This is a genomic window from Treponema sp. OMZ 906, assembly GCF_024181185.1.
Classification (GTDB): Bacteria; Spirochaetota; Spirochaetia; order Treponematales; family Treponemataceae; genus Treponema.
On record NZ_CP051196.1, the window covers coordinates 1551070 to 1567435 of the forward strand.

A 16366-nucleotide genomic window follows, 5' to 3' on the forward strand; every position below is an offset into this window, starting at 1 on the left:
TCTTTAGATGTTTCTAAATTCCGCAATTTTTTCGACGCTGCCAAGCACAAAGAGTTTATCGCCTGCCTGCAATACAAGATTATCATCCGGTTCATACATCACTTCGCGGTTCAAAGGATTGCCGACCGTATCGATATCAAGCTCAAGCCGGACAACCGTAATGAGCGTTATATTGAATTTTTCTTTGAGCGCAACTTGCGAGAGTGTTTTACCGATAAAAAACTTCGGCACTTTTACTTCGCAAATTCCATACCCCTCGATAACGGAAAGCGAATTGAGTGCATCGGGATTAATCAATTCATGTGCAATACGGGTGGCCGACTCTTCTTCAATCTTTAACACTCGATTTGCCCCTACCCGCTTTAATACTATCGCATGGAGCGGAGAAACCGCCCGCGCTACAATATAGGGAATTTCCCGTTCCTTCAGCAGCGTCGTCGTCAAGATACTCGCTTCTTTATTGTCGCCGATCGTAACGATAGCAACATCAATATCGTCGAGCGGAGCTTTCTTAAACGCATTTTCATCGGTAGTATCGATCACCATAGCCGCCGGGACAAATTTTTTTACCCGATCGACAGCTTGCGCATCGTGGTCAAACGCAACAACCGAGCCGCCGCCTTCCGCCAGCATTTCGCAAACTCGAATGCCGAATTCTCCTAATCCGATAACCGCAAAATTTTGTTGTACATCCATAGTCGTTCTCCTTTTAGAGATGCCCTCTACATCAACGGTGCGATAGCTTTTAACACAATGCCGGAAGCTTTAACCGTCCATTTCTCCTGCCGGATCGTGTCAGTCGTTACTGCCCGGCACTGTTTTAATACGGATTGATAATCCGCTTCAATATCATTGATACAGTCGACACCATATAAATAAGTAGCGCATTCAAAATGATGATAGAGGCTGCGATAATCCAAATTGATGGTGCCGACAACAGCTTCCCGATTATCACACACAAAAACTTTTGCATGCACAAAGCCCGGCGTATATTCATAAATTCGTACTCCCGACGCGAGCAAAGGAGCGTAATGGGTTTTTGCCAATGCGTACGGAGCTTTTTTATCAGGAATACCCGGCAAGATCAATGTAATATCCACGCCGCGCTCTGCCGCAAACTTCAACATCGTTTCCATTTCCCCGTCGAGAATAAGGTAGGGGGACATGATATGCACATACCGCTGCGCTCTGTTGAGGATATCCATATACACACACTCGCCGACTTTATTTTGATCGACGGGGCTGTCTCCGAAAGGAATAACAAACCCTGCTGCAGAAACCGGCAAGATATTGGCGGGAACATTCACATACTCATTAAAATCCCATTCTTTTTCGTGTATGCTCCACAACTGCAAAAACATCAGCGTAAAACTTTTAACCGCGGCGCCGTGCAGCATGACGGCGGCATCTTTCCAGTATCCGTATTTATGAATAACATTGATATATTCATCCGCTAAATTAACGCCGCCGTTAAACGCAACTTTACCGTCAATCACCAGGATTTTGCGATGGTCTCGGTAATTATAGCGTGTTGAGAGAAACGGTGTAAGCCGCCCGAATATCTTACATTTAATTCCTAATTTTTCCAAACGCTCAGGATAGTCATGCGGCAATGTAGAAAACTCGCAAGTACCATCATACATAATTCGGACATCGACGCCCTCTTTCGCTTTTTGCGCTAATATTTCCAATACGCTTCCCCACATCACCCCTTCTTCTATAATAAAATACTCCAAAAAGATAAAATGCTTTGCCAGTTTCAGTTGAATAAGCATTTCTTTCCACTTCGCTTTTCCGGAAGGGAAATATGTTACTTCAGTTTGATTAAAAACCGGATGACATCCGGTATATCGGAGATACTGAGCAAGCGATGCAGCACCCTTATCTTGTACTGCAAGAGAAGCGGCAACCTGCGGATCTTGCGGAATAGTATCTTGCGTCAGCGTAAAAAGATTATTCAGATGTTTCCGCGCCAAGCGGTTTCCCGGATCACTTTGGGTATACCAAAACAACAAAGCGCCGAATGCAGGGAGCATCATGATGATAACAAGCCACGTAATTTTTGCAGTAGGATCAATATCGGAATTCAGTAAATACAGCACCATCGCAACGATGAATAAAGACTGGACAATAGAATAATAAGGGAATATTTCTTTAAACCGATACGGGATACTGAATAAAATAAATGCCTGCAAGCCTAATAAAACGAGGAATACCCCTAAACGGCTAAACAGTGCACGTACAAGTCCCTTCCGACCTTTTTTGAGTAAATATAAACCTTTGCGTTTTCTCCGTTTTTTTTCTTTCGTATTATCCTCGCTTATGGGAACTGTATCCGATTAAGCACAAAATGTAAACGTGAGGATAATCAACATGCCCCGCTGCAGAGCACTTGCATATTAAACTCCCCGCGAGCATCTCTAAAAAGCTAACCAAGTTTTTAGAGATACCTATACATGCTTGAGCAAATATGTTATAACAGGCTTACAAATTAAATCTAAGGAGTATTTTATGAAAAAACACTATGTTATAGCGTTTTTATTTTGTTGTATCACCGCGATGCTCTGTGCAGGCGGTAAAAAGGAGCCGGCCACGGCGGCTCAGGCAAAATCAGCCGGCAATTCATCCGCTCAAGCAGCTTATACTGTAAAAGTAGTTGTGCCCGCTAATGCTCCGGCAATTTGTATTGCAAAAATGGCGGTTGACAACGCCGCTGTTGCCGACGGCACGGTTACGGAATATGAAGTGTTGCAAGCACCCGATATGCTGCAAGCACGGCTGCTTTCCGGGGAAGCGGATATCGCTATCGTCCCTTCAAACCTCTCCGCTATTTTATACGCAAAAGGTACCGGTGTCCGACTTGCAGGAGCTGTTGTTTGGGGAATTCTCTACGGACTTACCTCAGAATCGATCAATTCTATCGAAGATTTAAAAGGAAAAACAATTATCACTTTCGGAAGAGGTCTTACTCCGGATGTCACGGTACGGGAGCTTTTAAACGCCTACGGACTTATACCCGATAAGGACGTAACCTTTAACTATGTACAGTCGGGGCAAGAAGCGGCAGCTGCTTTTATCAGCGGAAAAGGCTCTTTTGTTATTTTACCTGAGCCGATGGTTAGCATGGTATTAACCAAAAAACCCGGAACAAAGGTGTTCCTCGACGTACAGAACGCATGGAAAGAAAAACTCGGTAGCGACAGCTCCTACCCGCAGGCAGTCGTGGTCGTACAAAAAAAACTCATCGAAAATCATCCCGATTACGTTGCTCGCTTCTTAGCTCAACTGGAACAATCAATAAACTGGGCAAAAGAAAACCCCAAGCAAGCGGGAGAAGCCACCGCAAAGCTGCAAAAAGGTATTCAAGCACCGCTTATTGCAAAAGGAATAAGCCGAATGAATATGCAGTTTGTGAACGCCGAACAAACCCGCCCCGCACTTGAGCGATATTTCTCCATTCTCTATAAGGCTGATCCGAAATTTATCGGCGGGGCCATGCCTCAGGATGATTTCTATTACACCACAGCAAAATAGCGATACGGGCAGCGGCAACGGTAAGGACCGAACTCGAGCAGTATACCGGCTCTGCGGACTCGTCGCGGGGCTGGGACTATGGCAGTTAACAGCCGTGCTGATAGCACAACCGCTCATTGTGCCGAGACTTGAAGCTATTGCCGCCGCTACGGTCGATATTCTTACCGGAGAAGATTTCTTTTTAACCGTTGCTGCAACGCTTTTACGCATTGCGGCAACGATCGCTATAGATACCGTCATTGCTTTTTTACTGGGAATTGCAGCCGGCGTGTCCGCACGAATTGAAGCAGCGCTCAGCCCTTTTGAAACCGCTATGCGTGCCGTCCCGACGATGGGTGTCCTGCTTCTCTCGCTGATATGGTTTAATTCCGAGATCACCCCTATCTTTGTCGCAAGCCTTATTGCGCTGCCGCTGCTATACCGCGGCGTAGTAAACGGCGTCAAGAACATCGATATCCGTCTTATCCAAATGTCTACCGGTTTCCAAGTCTCCTTCGTGCGCAAACTTAAACAGCTGTACATTCCTTCCATTAGGCCGTTTACACTCACCGCATATTCCGCAACGCTGGGGTTGTTGGTAAAGGTTATGGTTACCGCCGAAGTACTCAGCCAGCCACGGAGAGGCATCGGTACGGAGTTCCAGATCGCGCGTGCTCAGTTGGATACCGCAACGATTTTCGGCTGGGGAATCATTGTGATCGTCTTTGCCGCTCTTATGGAGCAGGCAGCAAAACGTATTCTTTCATATAATAAAGCCCGCAAAGCGATGCAGACAGTGGATACTGATACCGCTCTACCCGACACACCTGTCAACACCGGAGAAAACTTCGATACTGACGTATATGCAGATATCGGCAAACAAGCTGCCGAAATACATATTGACCGTATCTCTTTTAATTTTGAATCGGTACCGGTGTTTCAATCTTTTTCACTTGAGGTTAAACCTGCGCGGATAAATTATATCCTCGGCCGCTCCGGTAGAGGCAAAACAACGCTGCTTTTTTTAATTGCAGGTTTTCTGCATCCTCAACACGGAACGATACGCATATTGCCGCCCAATGCGAAAATCGGTTTTGCCTATCAAGACCTGCGGCTTATCCCACACCTCACCGCAGAACAGAATATCCGCTATATACTGCCGCCGGATTACGGAACGGAAAAGGCAAAGCGTATTGCACGGCAATATTTACAGATGTTCGGCTTACAAGGGTTTGAGCATTTTCTACCGGCGGAACTTTCCGGCGGTATGCAGCGGCGAGTCAGTTTAGCCCGTGCACTCGCCTACCCTTCGGAAATTTTGCTCCTCGACGAGGCCTTTGACTCCCTCGATCCCGAAACAAAAAAAGCGGCGGCGAGAGTGTTTTCCCGTATTGTCCGGCAGCAGCGGCGGACAGTCCTATGTGTAACGCACGACCCGGTATTCACGCAGCTTATCGAAGGCATTACGCTGGATGTTCCCAACGGTCATTGACAAACGCTACCACTTCACTTCTCTTAGGCTGAAGCAAAAGGCCGTATCAGGTTCAAGTGTTACCCGATCGAAATAGCGCCGTACGGATATTCGACGGTATCGCTGCCTTCCTTTTTTCCGGCAGCAGTGAGAATGGTAAGCGGCCCTACCCTGCCGATAAACATGAGGAAGACCAATATCAGTTTACCGGCAACACTGAACTGCGCCGTTATGCCGGTAGAGAGCCCAACCGTTGCAAAGGCGGAAACCGTTTCAAACGCCATGGGTAAAAACGGCAGCGATTCGGTTACCGTCAATACAAATATGGCAGCGGACACAATCGTCAAACCGAAACCGAGAATAAGAAAAGCTTTTTTTACCTGCTCATCGGGTATCGACATTTTTTTGATAACGACCGTCCGGTCGTTTTTTAGAAACGAACGGAAAAACGCGAAGACCACCGCAACAGTGTTCAGCTTAATACCGCCGGCCGTACTGCCCGATGCGCCGCCTGCGAACATTACAAAAATCATCATAAGCAGCGTCGCATTCGTCAGGGAAGCAAAGGACACCGTTGAGAAACCCGCCGTCCGCAGGGTAACCGCCTGAAAGAAAGCGCCGAGGTATTGTTCGCGAAGTGAAAAATCCTTCATCGCATGAGTATGCTCCAGCAGATAAAACGCCGCAAATGAGATAAAAAGGATGCCCGCAGTCATTATAAGCACGATCTGCGTATTCAACGGAAGGAAAAACGTTGTCTTTTTCTTTTTGAACGCATTACACGTTTCGGTTTTTATTTTACGCGCCGTATCGTACATAACCGCAAAACCGATACCGCCGAGGATAATCGTAAAGCTAATCGTTAAACTGATGATAGGATCGCCGATAAAGGATTCGAGATTATTGGAAAAGAGCGCAAAACCTGCGTTACAAAAAGCGGAGACCGCATGAAAAGCCGCAAAACCGAGCGTTTCGGCAGACATCCCCATAGTACGAGAAAATCCGAGGTATAAAAATCCGGCGCTGACAGCTTCAACTAAAAAGGTAGACCCAACAATGACGCGGAGCGCTTTAAACAATCCCGACATATCATCTTCGCTCACCATATACGAAACGGTCAGCTTTTCCGCAATAGACAGCTTGCGCCGAAACGCGAGCATACCGAAAAACGAGAACACCATAATACCAAGTCCGCCGATCTGAATAAGCAAAACGAGGATCACTTTTCCGACTGTTGTCAATTCCGTCGCGACATCGATAATACTCAAGCCGGTAACACAGACTGCAGAAGTTGCAGTAAATAGTGCAGTCAAAAAGTCAAGATGACCTGCGTCGGGAGTAGCTGCCGGAAGCATCAACAAAAAGGCACCGGTAATAATCACCATGAAGAATGAAATAAGCAAAGTTCCTGCAGGGTTCAACATTATCCGCTCCGTGCCGCCCGCACTGTCAGCCGTATTCTTGATGATTTTCCCAAATAGGAAAATGTTCTTGATCAGCGCAAACATAAGAATCAATTCCGGCGACGTAGGAATAAAACCGATTTTTATTTTAAAAAAGATAAAAACTGCACAAAAGAGAAGCGTACTTAAACACAGCGCAACATGTTTTTGAACATACTGCTGAAAATACTTTTCATGCCGCATCGGTAAAAACGTTTCCGCAATAATAAGAAGCAAAATGATTGCATCTATCGCATGAATAACAATAGTAGCGGCAAGAGAAGCATAAAACTGCTGCAAAAACAGCACTGCCAAACTGAGTATAAAGGCAACGCCCGAAAGATTTGTACGGAGTTTGATTACTATGGTATTCATATCAGTCCAATCCTTTTTCCTACTTCCTAAATGCTTTCACTTTTTCCGCAAAGTCCCGCAGCGCGGCAGAAACGCGCACGGTAACATCCGCCGTATCCATACCGCTCAAGAGCTCGATACCTTCATCGATATTGCTGACCGCCCATATCCTAAACCGCTTTTCGGCGATAGCATTGATGACGCGCTCCGGCAAAAAGAGATTGTTTTTATTGCCCTGAGGAATCATTACCCCTTGCGTGCCGGTAGACCTGAGAATCGCGCAGGTATCGAAAAAGCCGGTTATCTTTTCCGAAATACCGCCCACCGGCTGCACCATACCAAGCTGATTCAAACTGCCGGTTACTGCAATGTCCTGCCTAAGCGGGATGCCCCCGATTGCGGAAAGCAGCGTGAAGAGCTCGGCGCAGGAAGCGGAGTCTCCATCAATCATACCGTAGGATTGTTCAAAGCAGATTGCAGCGGAAATCGACAGCGGAAAATCAGGCGCGTATTTTTGCCGGAGAATCGAGCTGATGATGAGGTGCGCCTTATCGTAAATTTCACCAGAAAGCCCCGCCTCCCGCTCGATATTGATAATACCGGCGGTACCCGGCGATGCTTGGGCGGTAACGCTCACCGGTATGCCGAAGGTATGGAAGCCGCGCTCCTCTACGGCAAGCCCGTTGATTTTTCCCACTGCGGTGCCGGATGTGTCGATTAAAATTTCTTTGAGCTGCACCATCTCGGCGAATTTTTCTTCGGGTAAGGCTGCAAGGTAATGCCGCCGCTCGATTGTTTTGGTAATGATCTCATCGGTGATAAGCTCGCACGATTGCTGATTCGCCGTATAATTCGCCTCCGCAACAAAATCCGCAATCTTCGTAAACTGAGCGGAAATCAAATGTCGGCTCTCCGAAAGTTCAACCGCATAGGCAAGCAACTTCGCATACCCCGAATCGCTGAACGGCAGCGAATGGCGGTCTTTTACAAAGGTTTCGATGAGCGCCAAAACGGCAGCCAAGTTTTCATCCGTCAGCGGCATCACCGAATCGAATTCGGCACACACCTTGAACAGCTTATAAAAGTCGGGATCCTCCTGATAGAGAATCTCATAGGAATATTCGCCGCCGATGATGATAACCTTCAGCTGCGCGGGAATCGGTTCGGGCTTTAAAAGAGAAGGCGTATGCGTACCGGCAGGCGGCGCTTGCACGGCGATACGTCCCGACTGCAGCACCCGCTTTAAATACACCCACGAATCCTCTTCTTCCAAAAGGTCTTTCAGCCGCAGCACCAAAAAGCCGCCTAAGGCACGGTGCACCGCTCCTCCGCGCAGCCGTAAATGGCCGTTCAGCAGTCCGTCTTCTTCATCACCGTGTCCTTCGATTGTCCCGAAGAGATTGGAAAAATTCGGCTGGTTTTCGTCGATAACGTAGGATTTATCCTCCGTATTTTCGCAAATCAAATTGATTGCATACCGCCCGAAAAAAGCCTTCTTGTGCCGCGGAGACTTAAACGGCGCTGCATACATCACGGCACGGGCAATCAAATCCGCCTCGGTCTTTTTTAAAAAAGACGCAATCTTTTCATTGTGTTTTTTCTGCGTATCGGTTTCGGCAGGGTAGCCATTCAACAGCGCACGAGGCTGCTCAAGCTCCGCCGCGACAATCGGTTTGAGTAAATCGATGTAGAGCTGCTTGAGCTTTTCTTCCGCCTCCGTTCGGTTTTTCCGTAGCAGGGCAAAAAGATCAGCCAGCTCATCGAGCGAGCGGTAATATGTTTCACGCAAATCGTTGAGCGCTTGTTCGGAAAACTTCTTCCGCGCTACCAGCAGCTGCAGCTCCCCGAACGGAACCTCTTTTCCTTTAATAAGCGGAATCAAATCGACGGATTGATTGGAATCGTCTTTCAGCTGCAAGAGCTTAAATCCCCGCGACAGCATCGTTACTTCAAAATTCGCAAGCAGAGAATTTTCGTCGCTGTCGACCGCCGACATAATCTTCTTTTGAGCAGACAAAAAATTCTCCGACTTTTCAATCTGCAGCGCCTGTTTATAGAGAGCTTCAACCGCATTTTTGAGACTGTGCTGAAACTTCTTGCCCTCCCCCGCCGGAAAAAACAGCGCGATCGGTTCCGCCGGATGCCGGTAGTTATGCGCATACGCAATATCTTGCAAGGCGGCGGTATTTGGTTTATAGTCCTTGAGCAGCGAAGAGAGAACCGTCCGGCGGCCTGTTCCCGGCGCTCCCATAATAAAAATGTTGTAGCCGTCGTCCCGAATACTTAAACCGAGTTCCAATGCGGACACCGCGCGGAGCTGCCCGACAATCGGCTTATGCGGCGCCTTTGTTTTTAATGCGGCGATTTTCGATTCCGGTATATTGAATTGAATTTCTGAAAGCGGAAGCTCCTGTGCCGAAGCCTGCTGCGGGATGTTTGACGTTGATGATGTATTCAATAGCTTCACTCTCCTCAATGATTATGAGATACAAAAGGAAAAAATATGACCGATCTGTTACTAAGCGAGCTTGTCGTTCTGCTCCTCTTACTGCCGGTATTACTGCGCCCGTTTTCAAAAAGCTTAAAAAAAGGCCGCGCGATTCCTATTCTACCTTTTCTGAGCCTCTTTGTCTGTATCTGTATTATCATCGGACAGGGAATTGTCCTCTATCTTTTTATTCTCGTTCTCTTTGTTCTGATTGTCTGCCTTTCGGAAATAATACGGCTGATTGCGTTTTTCCAAGGGATGCTGAACGATTTTTACGGTATCGCATCGATGATGCTGCGCATTGTGTTATTGTGCCTTTTTTGCGGAGTAGCATATTGCGCATTCAGATTTGCGCCGGAAGCAAGTATCAGAACCGAATATCCGCTGACCGTCCGTTCGATCGAATTAACCGATAAAACAAACGCCGGTACCGATAAAGGTAGAGCCGAACAAACCGACGTTTCAACCTTACCTGATTCTTCCTCTCCGAGTAATCTATCCGCTTCGCGGAATCCTATCGAAGGATTGTTGATTGAGCGGCAGGGCGGCGCCGATAAAAGAGCGCTGGTGATTATTGCCGAAGCCTTTCCCTACGCCGAACGACCGGAAACGCTCGCCTCTCTTCTGGCGGATCAAGGCTATACCGTTGCGGAAATCACGAGACTCAAACCGCGCGGTATTATTCCGCGCATCGAACTCTACCGCAAGCTGCTGCACCTCGTCGGGAAAAAAGAGCAACGGTATTTAATAAAAGAAGAGGACCCGCAGACGGCTGCATTTTTTGCCGACTTTCTCGAACAAACGGTTGCACGTTACGGACGAAATAAACGGATATTTTTATATGCGGAAGGAATCTATACCGATTTAGCCGCGCACTTTTGTACGGAAAATCCGGGCGTATTTACCGGTGTGTTTTTCAGCCTTTCCGAAGAAGAGCCGCTGCCGTCCGCCCCCGACGGATGGATACGGACCATGCGGGAACACAATCCGGAACTTCTGCCTGAGGACAATACCTTGACCGAACAGGTACAGCCGGAGCGGCCGCTGCCGTTCTGTTGTTACATCCGCCCCTACTCCGAACTCGCAGGCTTCGGACAATTGCGCGCAGAGGATGCCCTCGCAGCGGAACTCTTAGGCAGCGGCCGCAGTATCGGCAGGCAGGACAAAGCCGCAGCAGCCGCGGCATTTAACCGGTATGCACTACTGTTTTGAACTGCTGACCCCTGAGACTATCTATGACGCGGCTGCATTCGTGCGGCAGCACGAATACCGCTGCATCGATCTTGCAGAGCAGCTGCGGCTTTGCTTGTACCCCGACTATGCTCCGCGGTATAAGAAGGCGGCGGCTGTCTATGCCTGCCCGCAACGGCATACTTGTCCGCAACCGCAAAAAATCTGCTGCGGGGTCTTACTGTTCAGCATGTATGGACTTTTGTTCCACTGTATCGATACGGACATCCCTGAGGAAGCGGTCTTAGCTTTCGGCAGATTTTTTTTAAGTGAAGACTTGCCATATACGGAACTCCACGCCGTTGCGGGCATCCGCGAACATACGCTTCTCTTTGAGCGGGTTATGTCCGAAGCAGCACATATCCGGCTCGACGCCGCCGTAGATTACTACCTGATGCAGTGTGCCAAACCCTGTACGGATATATTCTTTCAAACAGCACAGGCCACGCTGAATACAACGCTGTCCATTGAACGCGCAACGGAGAATGATCTTACAGAACTCTTCCCGCTCCAGCTCGATTATGAAAATACCGAGGTTGCCTACGAAGGCCGCCCGATAAACCCCGCCGTCTGTAAACTGTCGCTGTGTGCCCGCCTTACAACCGAATACATCTACAAGGTCTCGGCAGACGGACACATCGTCGCAAAGGCCGGAACCAATGCGCAGGGCTTTCACTGGTTCCAAATCGGCGGCGTCTACACCCTGCCCGCATACCGGAACAAGGGATTAGCCGCAGCCGCCGTTGCGCATCTTATCAATACCCACAGTGCAGAAGCGCACGGCTTCGCACTCTTCGTAAAAACCGCCAACACAGCCGCCCTCCGCGTATACGAAAAGCTCGGCTTTGAGCAGTGCGGGCTGTTCAGAATGAGTTACTGGAAGGCGGAGAAAGATCCATTCTATTCTCCTGAAAACAGCGCAGTGCTTGATAAGAGAATCGCAGATATAAGAACAGGAAAGAATGTCTCCGGACATGAGCTTATCGGGGAGTGATAGGGAGTCAAATTGCTCAATGCGGTTTCCATTACGGTGATAGGTAAATAAAAATGGAGCTATTGGTAAATGACAAAGCTGCAGAAAAAAATATCGCCCCTACACTGCAGCTTTGATAAAAAGTGATTTTCAAAGTTATCATCGCTACTGTTTATCTTTTCAATTTTGCGCTAATTCTGTCTAAGTCTTCTTGAATTCCGCTACATCTTCTTTCATTTGCTTTCTGATACCACTGTTGCGCCTCATAATAATCTTTTGTCAATCCGCCTTTTCCGTATTCATAAAAGATGCCGACATTGCGCATACCGTGAGCACTACCATTATCAGCCGCCATACGGTACCATTCCAGCGCTCTTTGTTCATCTTTGCGGATCCCGCCTTCCCCATATTCATAATACGTACCGATATTCGACATAGCCAAAGCATTACCGCTATCAGCAGCCTTACGAAACCAGTCCAATGCGGTTTTCTTATCTTTATGCAGCCCACCTTCTCCATTCGAATAGCATACACCTATATTATTTATCGCCCATGTATCGCCATTATCAGCTGCAATGTAATACCAATGCAATGCCATTTCATCATTCACAGAGACACCTATTCCATTAGAATAACAAAACCCGACTGTATTTTGAGCATAGGAAAGCCCAGCTTCTGCAGCTTTTTCATACCAGTTAAAAGCTGTTTCATCACCTTGTACAACTCCTCCATCTTGTACAATTCCTCCTTTTCCATACCGATAGTAAAAGCCGAAAATGTACTGAGCTTTTTTGTTGCCTTTTTCCGCTGCTTGCTGCAAGCGACTCAATGCGGTCATATCATCCTCCGCATGTACCGCTTTCCTAAACCAGTTGAAGGCTTCTTCTTCATTTTCTCCGGTACCGTCTTGTCTAAGATAACAAAGCCCAAGCGAATATTGTGCTTCGGTAAGTCCACCCTCAGCTGCTAATTTATAATAAAAAAAAGCTTGCCGCCTATCTTCTAACGTTTTATCTTTTTTCGTAAATAGTGCATCAGCTTGCTCATATAGTTTTTGTATACTTTGCTTTGCACATACAAAATGGCCTACATAATAACCGCCGACGAAAGCTACTGCAATAAGTATGATACAAAGCACTGTTGTTTGTAATGTAAATTTCCGCATACTCTATTCCTTATTTGTCGTCATTGAATCCGCCGGTATAGCCGGTATCTCTTATTTTTTTACGGTCTTTCAAAGGAATTTGAGGGCAATTACTGAAACAGTCGGCATAGTCGCTATATTCTTTATTTCCATATTTAATTTGCTTTTCCGGTAAGGTTACACTTGTAAGGTTGGGAGACTTGCTAAATGCTCTCCTGCCAATAAACTCAATACCATCAGATATGATGAGTGTTTCAAGTTTTGTATCGCTCCAAGTTCCTCCTGAAAAAGCTCCTGCTTCAATTCGTTTTACTGATACCGGTATGGTAAGCATCTTGATCGCTGTTTCAGAAAAAGCATAAGCACCAATAGTCTCGATACCGTCGGATAAAGCCAGCGATTCCAGTTGTTTACACTCCTTGAAAGCACATTGCCCGATCCGTTTTACGGACGGCGGTATTACCAGTTTTTTGATAGCAGTGCCCCTAAAAGCATATGATTCTATCTCTTCAATACCGTCTGACAACGTAAGGGTTTCAAGATTTTTGCAGTTTGCAAAGGAGCTCTCGCCGATTTTCTTTACCGATGAGGGAATCGTCAATGTTCTAATAGCAGTATTTTCAAATGCCTTTGAATCGATACTTTCAATACCATCAGATAAGTTCAATGTTTCAATATTGTTACATTCGGAAAATACAGATCCTGCAATCTCCTTTAATGATGATGGGAGCGTAACTATTTTAAGATTCCTACATCTTGAAAAAGCATAGTCCTCAATTTTTTGTACAGTATTTGGTAAATATATATCCGATATCGCTAGATTTTCAAATGCCCATCTTCCAATAATTTCAACATCTGCGGGTAATTGTATTGTAGTTATATTATAACAGTCATACAGCATATATGCCGGTATTTCTTTTAAATGCTTGGGAAATATTACTTTTTTCAAAGACCTCATCTCCTTAAAAACTGCTTCATTTTCATCGTGATAATAGCCTACGCCTAGTCCAGGATTTGAAATCTTCGTAATGGAATCGGGAAAGATAATTGAGGTAATACTTACATATCCACCATCAAAAGTGCCATTACATTCTACAACCGGATACCCTTCAATTTCTGCAGGAATAATAACATCGCCACCTTTACCGCGATAACCGGTAATAACAACGCCGTCTTCCGTCTCATTCAAGTCATATTCAAAGTCACTCGCAGGACTTTCTTTTACGATTGTATTCTTTTCTGCTGCAAAAATACTACCGACAATCAGCAGCAACCCAAAAATAAGCATCATTGTTTTTTTCATTGTGAACTCCTTTATCATAACACTATCGCTCCTATCTTCCCTTTACCGTACGATATGCTTTGTACAATGCATACGGTATCATGTCTATTTCAGCACTTTGATTGGGTGTCCGTAAAATATCATCTGCGCGTGAAGTTATTTCGCCGTTTAAAGAAAAGCTATCCAATCGAAACATTATCTCGCCGGCAAAATTGGTAACAAAAAATTGCATTACTATCGGTTGCCCTTGCATAGTCCCAGTATAGGTAACATATACCAGCCCACTTTCAGTATTGGGTGTATATTCCCATTTAGAATGTGTACAGAGCGTATCCATCATCTCGCCGATGGTAACATTTTCTTGCACCTCTTCAAAATATCCGTTCTTTACCGTATCGATAATGGTGTTGTAAATTTTTCTCTTGCCACACGAATATAAACCGGCGATGATTGCAATTATAATGATAACAACAATCAATATTTTTTTTAGCATTTTCATTTCTCCTTTTATTGGTAATTGCAATAATTCAGATAGGTCAACTAAACAATATCATAACACTCAGGAAGCTCTAAAAAATTAAGTTCGTTAGAGCTTCCCGTTAAGCGTTCTAAGTATTCAACAGTTTTTGTTTCTGCGTTTCAAATTCTTCTTTTGAAAGAAAGCCTTTTTCGACGAGTGCACTAAGCCGTTCAAGCTGCGAAGCAATATCCAGCTGCTGTGGAGCGCTTTGTACAGGAGCCTGAGCAGCGGATGTCTTTCGTTTTAAATTTTCTATTGCTACATTAACCGTATCAACAAAAGGTTTGACAAACTCTTTGGTACAGTTGTCAATGACCATTTTTGCACCGCCGTGCCAAATTTCAATTGAACCTAAAATCAATCCTGTTTTATATGATATGGAATTAATTTTATCCAAATCCATTTCTACCTGCTGCATACCGAAGAACATCCCTTTATCAAGTAAAATAATCCTTTCTTCCGTGCATACGATGAGCCATGTTGTTCCATTCATTAAACCGGATGTTAAATAGAGGACATGCTCAGTATCTTTCATTATTTCCGGTAAGCATTGAACTTCTTTTTTTGTTCCGAATAGGTCAACTGCTCCTAACGCTTGAATTTCCGCTTGTATTGCTTCCAATGATTTCATTTGCTACTCCTTTTAGTGCTTATAGGAAATTGTTTTATTAGTTCACAACAAATATCATCATCTGTCTTTTTTGATGCAGGGTGTTCCCTGCATGATTTATCAAATACCGCAGATGTTACTTCTAGAAAACAATCATCGGACGATGATAATGTCCCATCCTGTATTTTTTTCATTGCTTGAATCGTACTACCTATATTTTTCTGACGATTTTCTTCGCCGTCATAGAGATAATCATTTCCTTTATCATCTTGCATAACCATTTTCTTTTGGACACCTTGCTTTATTAGATACGCTAATGATTCGGAGAGAGCTTCTAAAATAAACTGCTTGGTAAATACCATTTTAAATACTCCTTTAATTTTCTAAGTAATAAATATTAATATTATTGTTTAATAAAGATCATATATACATTATCAGTATCAGGTAAAGGATCATTTGTAATATATCCTGTTGTATTTAAAAGCTGTTTTTTTAATTTAGGGACAAAATTTTCATTAATTTCTTTAAGTGTTAGTACTTCTTCAGAGTCATTACTGCTAGTAGACAACTCATAGATATACGGTGTATCTGATTCCGGATCAACGCTATTACCGGATATTCGCTTAAATGTGTACTGTCCTGTTTGAGATATAGAACCTTTTATGTGCACGATACAAGATCCGTCCTTATTAAAAGTCCAACTGCCTATTTTTCTAACTTCAATTCCACCACCAATTTTTATATAGCCGTACACATCATAAACGCCGACAAATCGTCCCGCTGCTGTTTGTCCACAGGCAGTAATAAAACAAACAAGCACAGCAGAGATCAAAATTAAAAATTGCTTCATTGAATTTTTCCTCCAAAATATACTTTCTCCGAAGCAAATAGAACGCATCATTCGCATATTGCCGTCTATTCCGCTTCACTCATTCACCTTTCCGAATAACATTCGTTTTGTGAACTTCTCTTCCATTATACCCCCCCCCCCCTATTGGTTTGTCAAGCACTATTTTTAAAATTTTTGTATTTCCATCCGTTTAAACCAATATTTATCTGAAAAAACTTGGAAGAGAAAGACGTATACCTTTTGAAGTGAAAGCTGATCCATTCTATTCTCCTAAAAACAGCGCAGTACTTGATAAGAGAATCGCAGATATAAGAACAGGAAAGAATGTCTCTGGACATGAACTTATCGGGGAGTGATAGTGCGTAAAACCGATCTATTCGTCTTTATGATTGAGGATGAGGTCTTCGAAATACTGAGCGCTCAAATGTATAGCGACTTGATTGTAAGATATAAAAATATTTGGCGAAAAAAGATACTCTGTATATACTG

The 16366-nt window shown here is 45.0% G+C and carries 14 protein-coding genes; 4 read left to right on the forward strand and 10 right to left on the reverse strand.

Annotated elements, in window-relative coordinates; translation table 11 throughout:
- Nucleotides 1-3: 3 nt before the first annotated feature.
- Together E4N69_RS06940 and E4N69_RS06945 are read right to left on the reverse strand one after the other, a co-directional pair.
- On the reverse strand, nt 4-696 hold the full coding sequence (locus E4N69_RS06940) for a potassium channel family protein (RefSeq protein WP_162663634.1): 693 nt from the start codon (nt 694-696) through the stop codon (nt 4-6).
- Between the two features lie 26 nt (nt 697-722).
- A complete protein-coding gene (locus E4N69_RS06945) occupies nt 723-2195 on the reverse strand; it encodes a phospholipase D-like domain-containing protein (protein WP_253823363.1) in 1473 nt (490 codons plus the stop codon).
- Nucleotides 2196-2511: 316 nt separating this feature from the next.
- Between E4N69_RS06945 and E4N69_RS06950 the strand changes: the two genes are divergently transcribed.
- Together E4N69_RS06950 and E4N69_RS06955 are read left to right on the forward strand one after the other, a co-directional pair.
- Complete coding sequence (locus tag E4N69_RS06950; RefSeq protein ID WP_253823364.1) at nt 2512-3534, forward strand: ABC transporter substrate-binding protein; 1023 nt, start codon at nt 2512-2514, stop codon at nt 3532-3534.
- Nucleotides 3506-5005 carry an ATP-binding cassette domain-containing protein gene (locus E4N69_RS06955; RefSeq protein ID WP_253823365.1) on the forward strand — a complete coding sequence of 500 codons (1500 nt, stop codon included), beginning with the start codon at nt 3506-3508 and terminating at the stop codon, nt 5003-5005. Before E4N69_RS06950 ends, E4N69_RS06955 begins: the two co-directional genes overlap by 29 nt.
- A 59-nt stretch (nt 5006-5064) precedes the next feature.
- Here the strand turns inward: E4N69_RS06955 and E4N69_RS06960 are convergent, their stop codons facing one another.
- Both E4N69_RS06960 and E4N69_RS06965 read right to left on the reverse strand, forming a co-directional pair.
- Nucleotides 5065-6801, reverse strand: coding sequence for a TrkH family potassium uptake protein (locus E4N69_RS06960; RefSeq protein WP_253823366.1), 1737 nt, complete (start codon nt 6799-6801; stop codon nt 5065-5067).
- A 19-nt stretch (nt 6802-6820) separates the two neighbouring features.
- Complete coding sequence (locus E4N69_RS06965) at nt 6821-9238, reverse strand: Lon protease family protein (RefSeq protein ID WP_253823367.1); 2418 nt, start codon at nt 9236-9238, stop codon at nt 6821-6823.
- A 45-nt stretch (nt 9239-9283) separates the two neighbouring features.
- Between E4N69_RS06965 and E4N69_RS06970 the strand changes: the two genes are divergently transcribed.
- A complete protein-coding gene (locus E4N69_RS06970) occupies nt 9284-10480 on the forward strand; it encodes a hypothetical protein (RefSeq protein ID WP_253823368.1) in 1197 nt (398 codons plus the stop codon).
- A complete protein-coding gene (locus E4N69_RS06975) occupies nt 10464-11492 on the forward strand; it encodes a GNAT family N-acetyltransferase (RefSeq protein ID WP_253823369.1) in 1029 nt (342 codons plus the stop codon). Before E4N69_RS06970 ends, E4N69_RS06975 begins: the two co-directional genes overlap by 17 nt.
- Before the next feature lie 151 nt (nt 11493-11643).
- Here E4N69_RS06975 and E4N69_RS06980 read toward each other — a convergent pair whose 3' ends face one another.
- The 6 genes from E4N69_RS06980 to E4N69_RS07005 form a co-directional block, all read right to left on the reverse strand.
- Nucleotides 11644-12636: an SEL1-like repeat protein gene (locus E4N69_RS06980; RefSeq protein ID WP_253823370.1), complete on the reverse strand. Its 993-nt coding sequence runs from the start codon at nt 12634-12636 to the stop codon at nt 11644-11646.
- Nucleotides 12637-12646: 10 nt separating this feature from the next.
- Nucleotides 12647-13918 carry a leucine-rich repeat domain-containing protein gene (locus E4N69_RS06985; protein ID WP_253823371.1) on the reverse strand — a complete coding sequence of 424 codons (1272 nt, stop codon included), beginning with the start codon at nt 13916-13918 and terminating at the stop codon, nt 12647-12649.
- Between the two features lie 31 nt (nt 13919-13949).
- A complete protein-coding gene (locus tag E4N69_RS06990; protein ID WP_253823372.1) occupies nt 13950-14390 on the reverse strand; it encodes a hypothetical protein in 441 nt (146 codons plus the stop codon).
- A 115-nt stretch (nt 14391-14505) separates the two neighbouring features.
- Nucleotides 14506-15048 carry a PH domain-containing protein gene (locus E4N69_RS06995; RefSeq protein WP_253823373.1) on the reverse strand — a complete coding sequence of 181 codons (543 nt, stop codon included), beginning with the start codon at nt 15046-15048 and terminating at the stop codon, nt 14506-14508.
- Nucleotides 15045-15389 carry a hypothetical protein gene (locus E4N69_RS07000; protein WP_253823374.1) on the reverse strand — a complete coding sequence of 115 codons (345 nt, stop codon included), beginning with the start codon at nt 15387-15389 and terminating at the stop codon, nt 15045-15047. Before E4N69_RS07000 ends, E4N69_RS06995 begins: the two co-directional genes overlap by 4 nt.
- Nucleotides 15390-15430: 41 nt before the next feature.
- A complete protein-coding gene (locus E4N69_RS07005; protein ID WP_253823375.1) occupies nt 15431-15877 on the reverse strand; it encodes a hypothetical protein in 447 nt (148 codons plus the stop codon).
- Nucleotides 15878-16366: the final 489 nt, after the last annotated feature.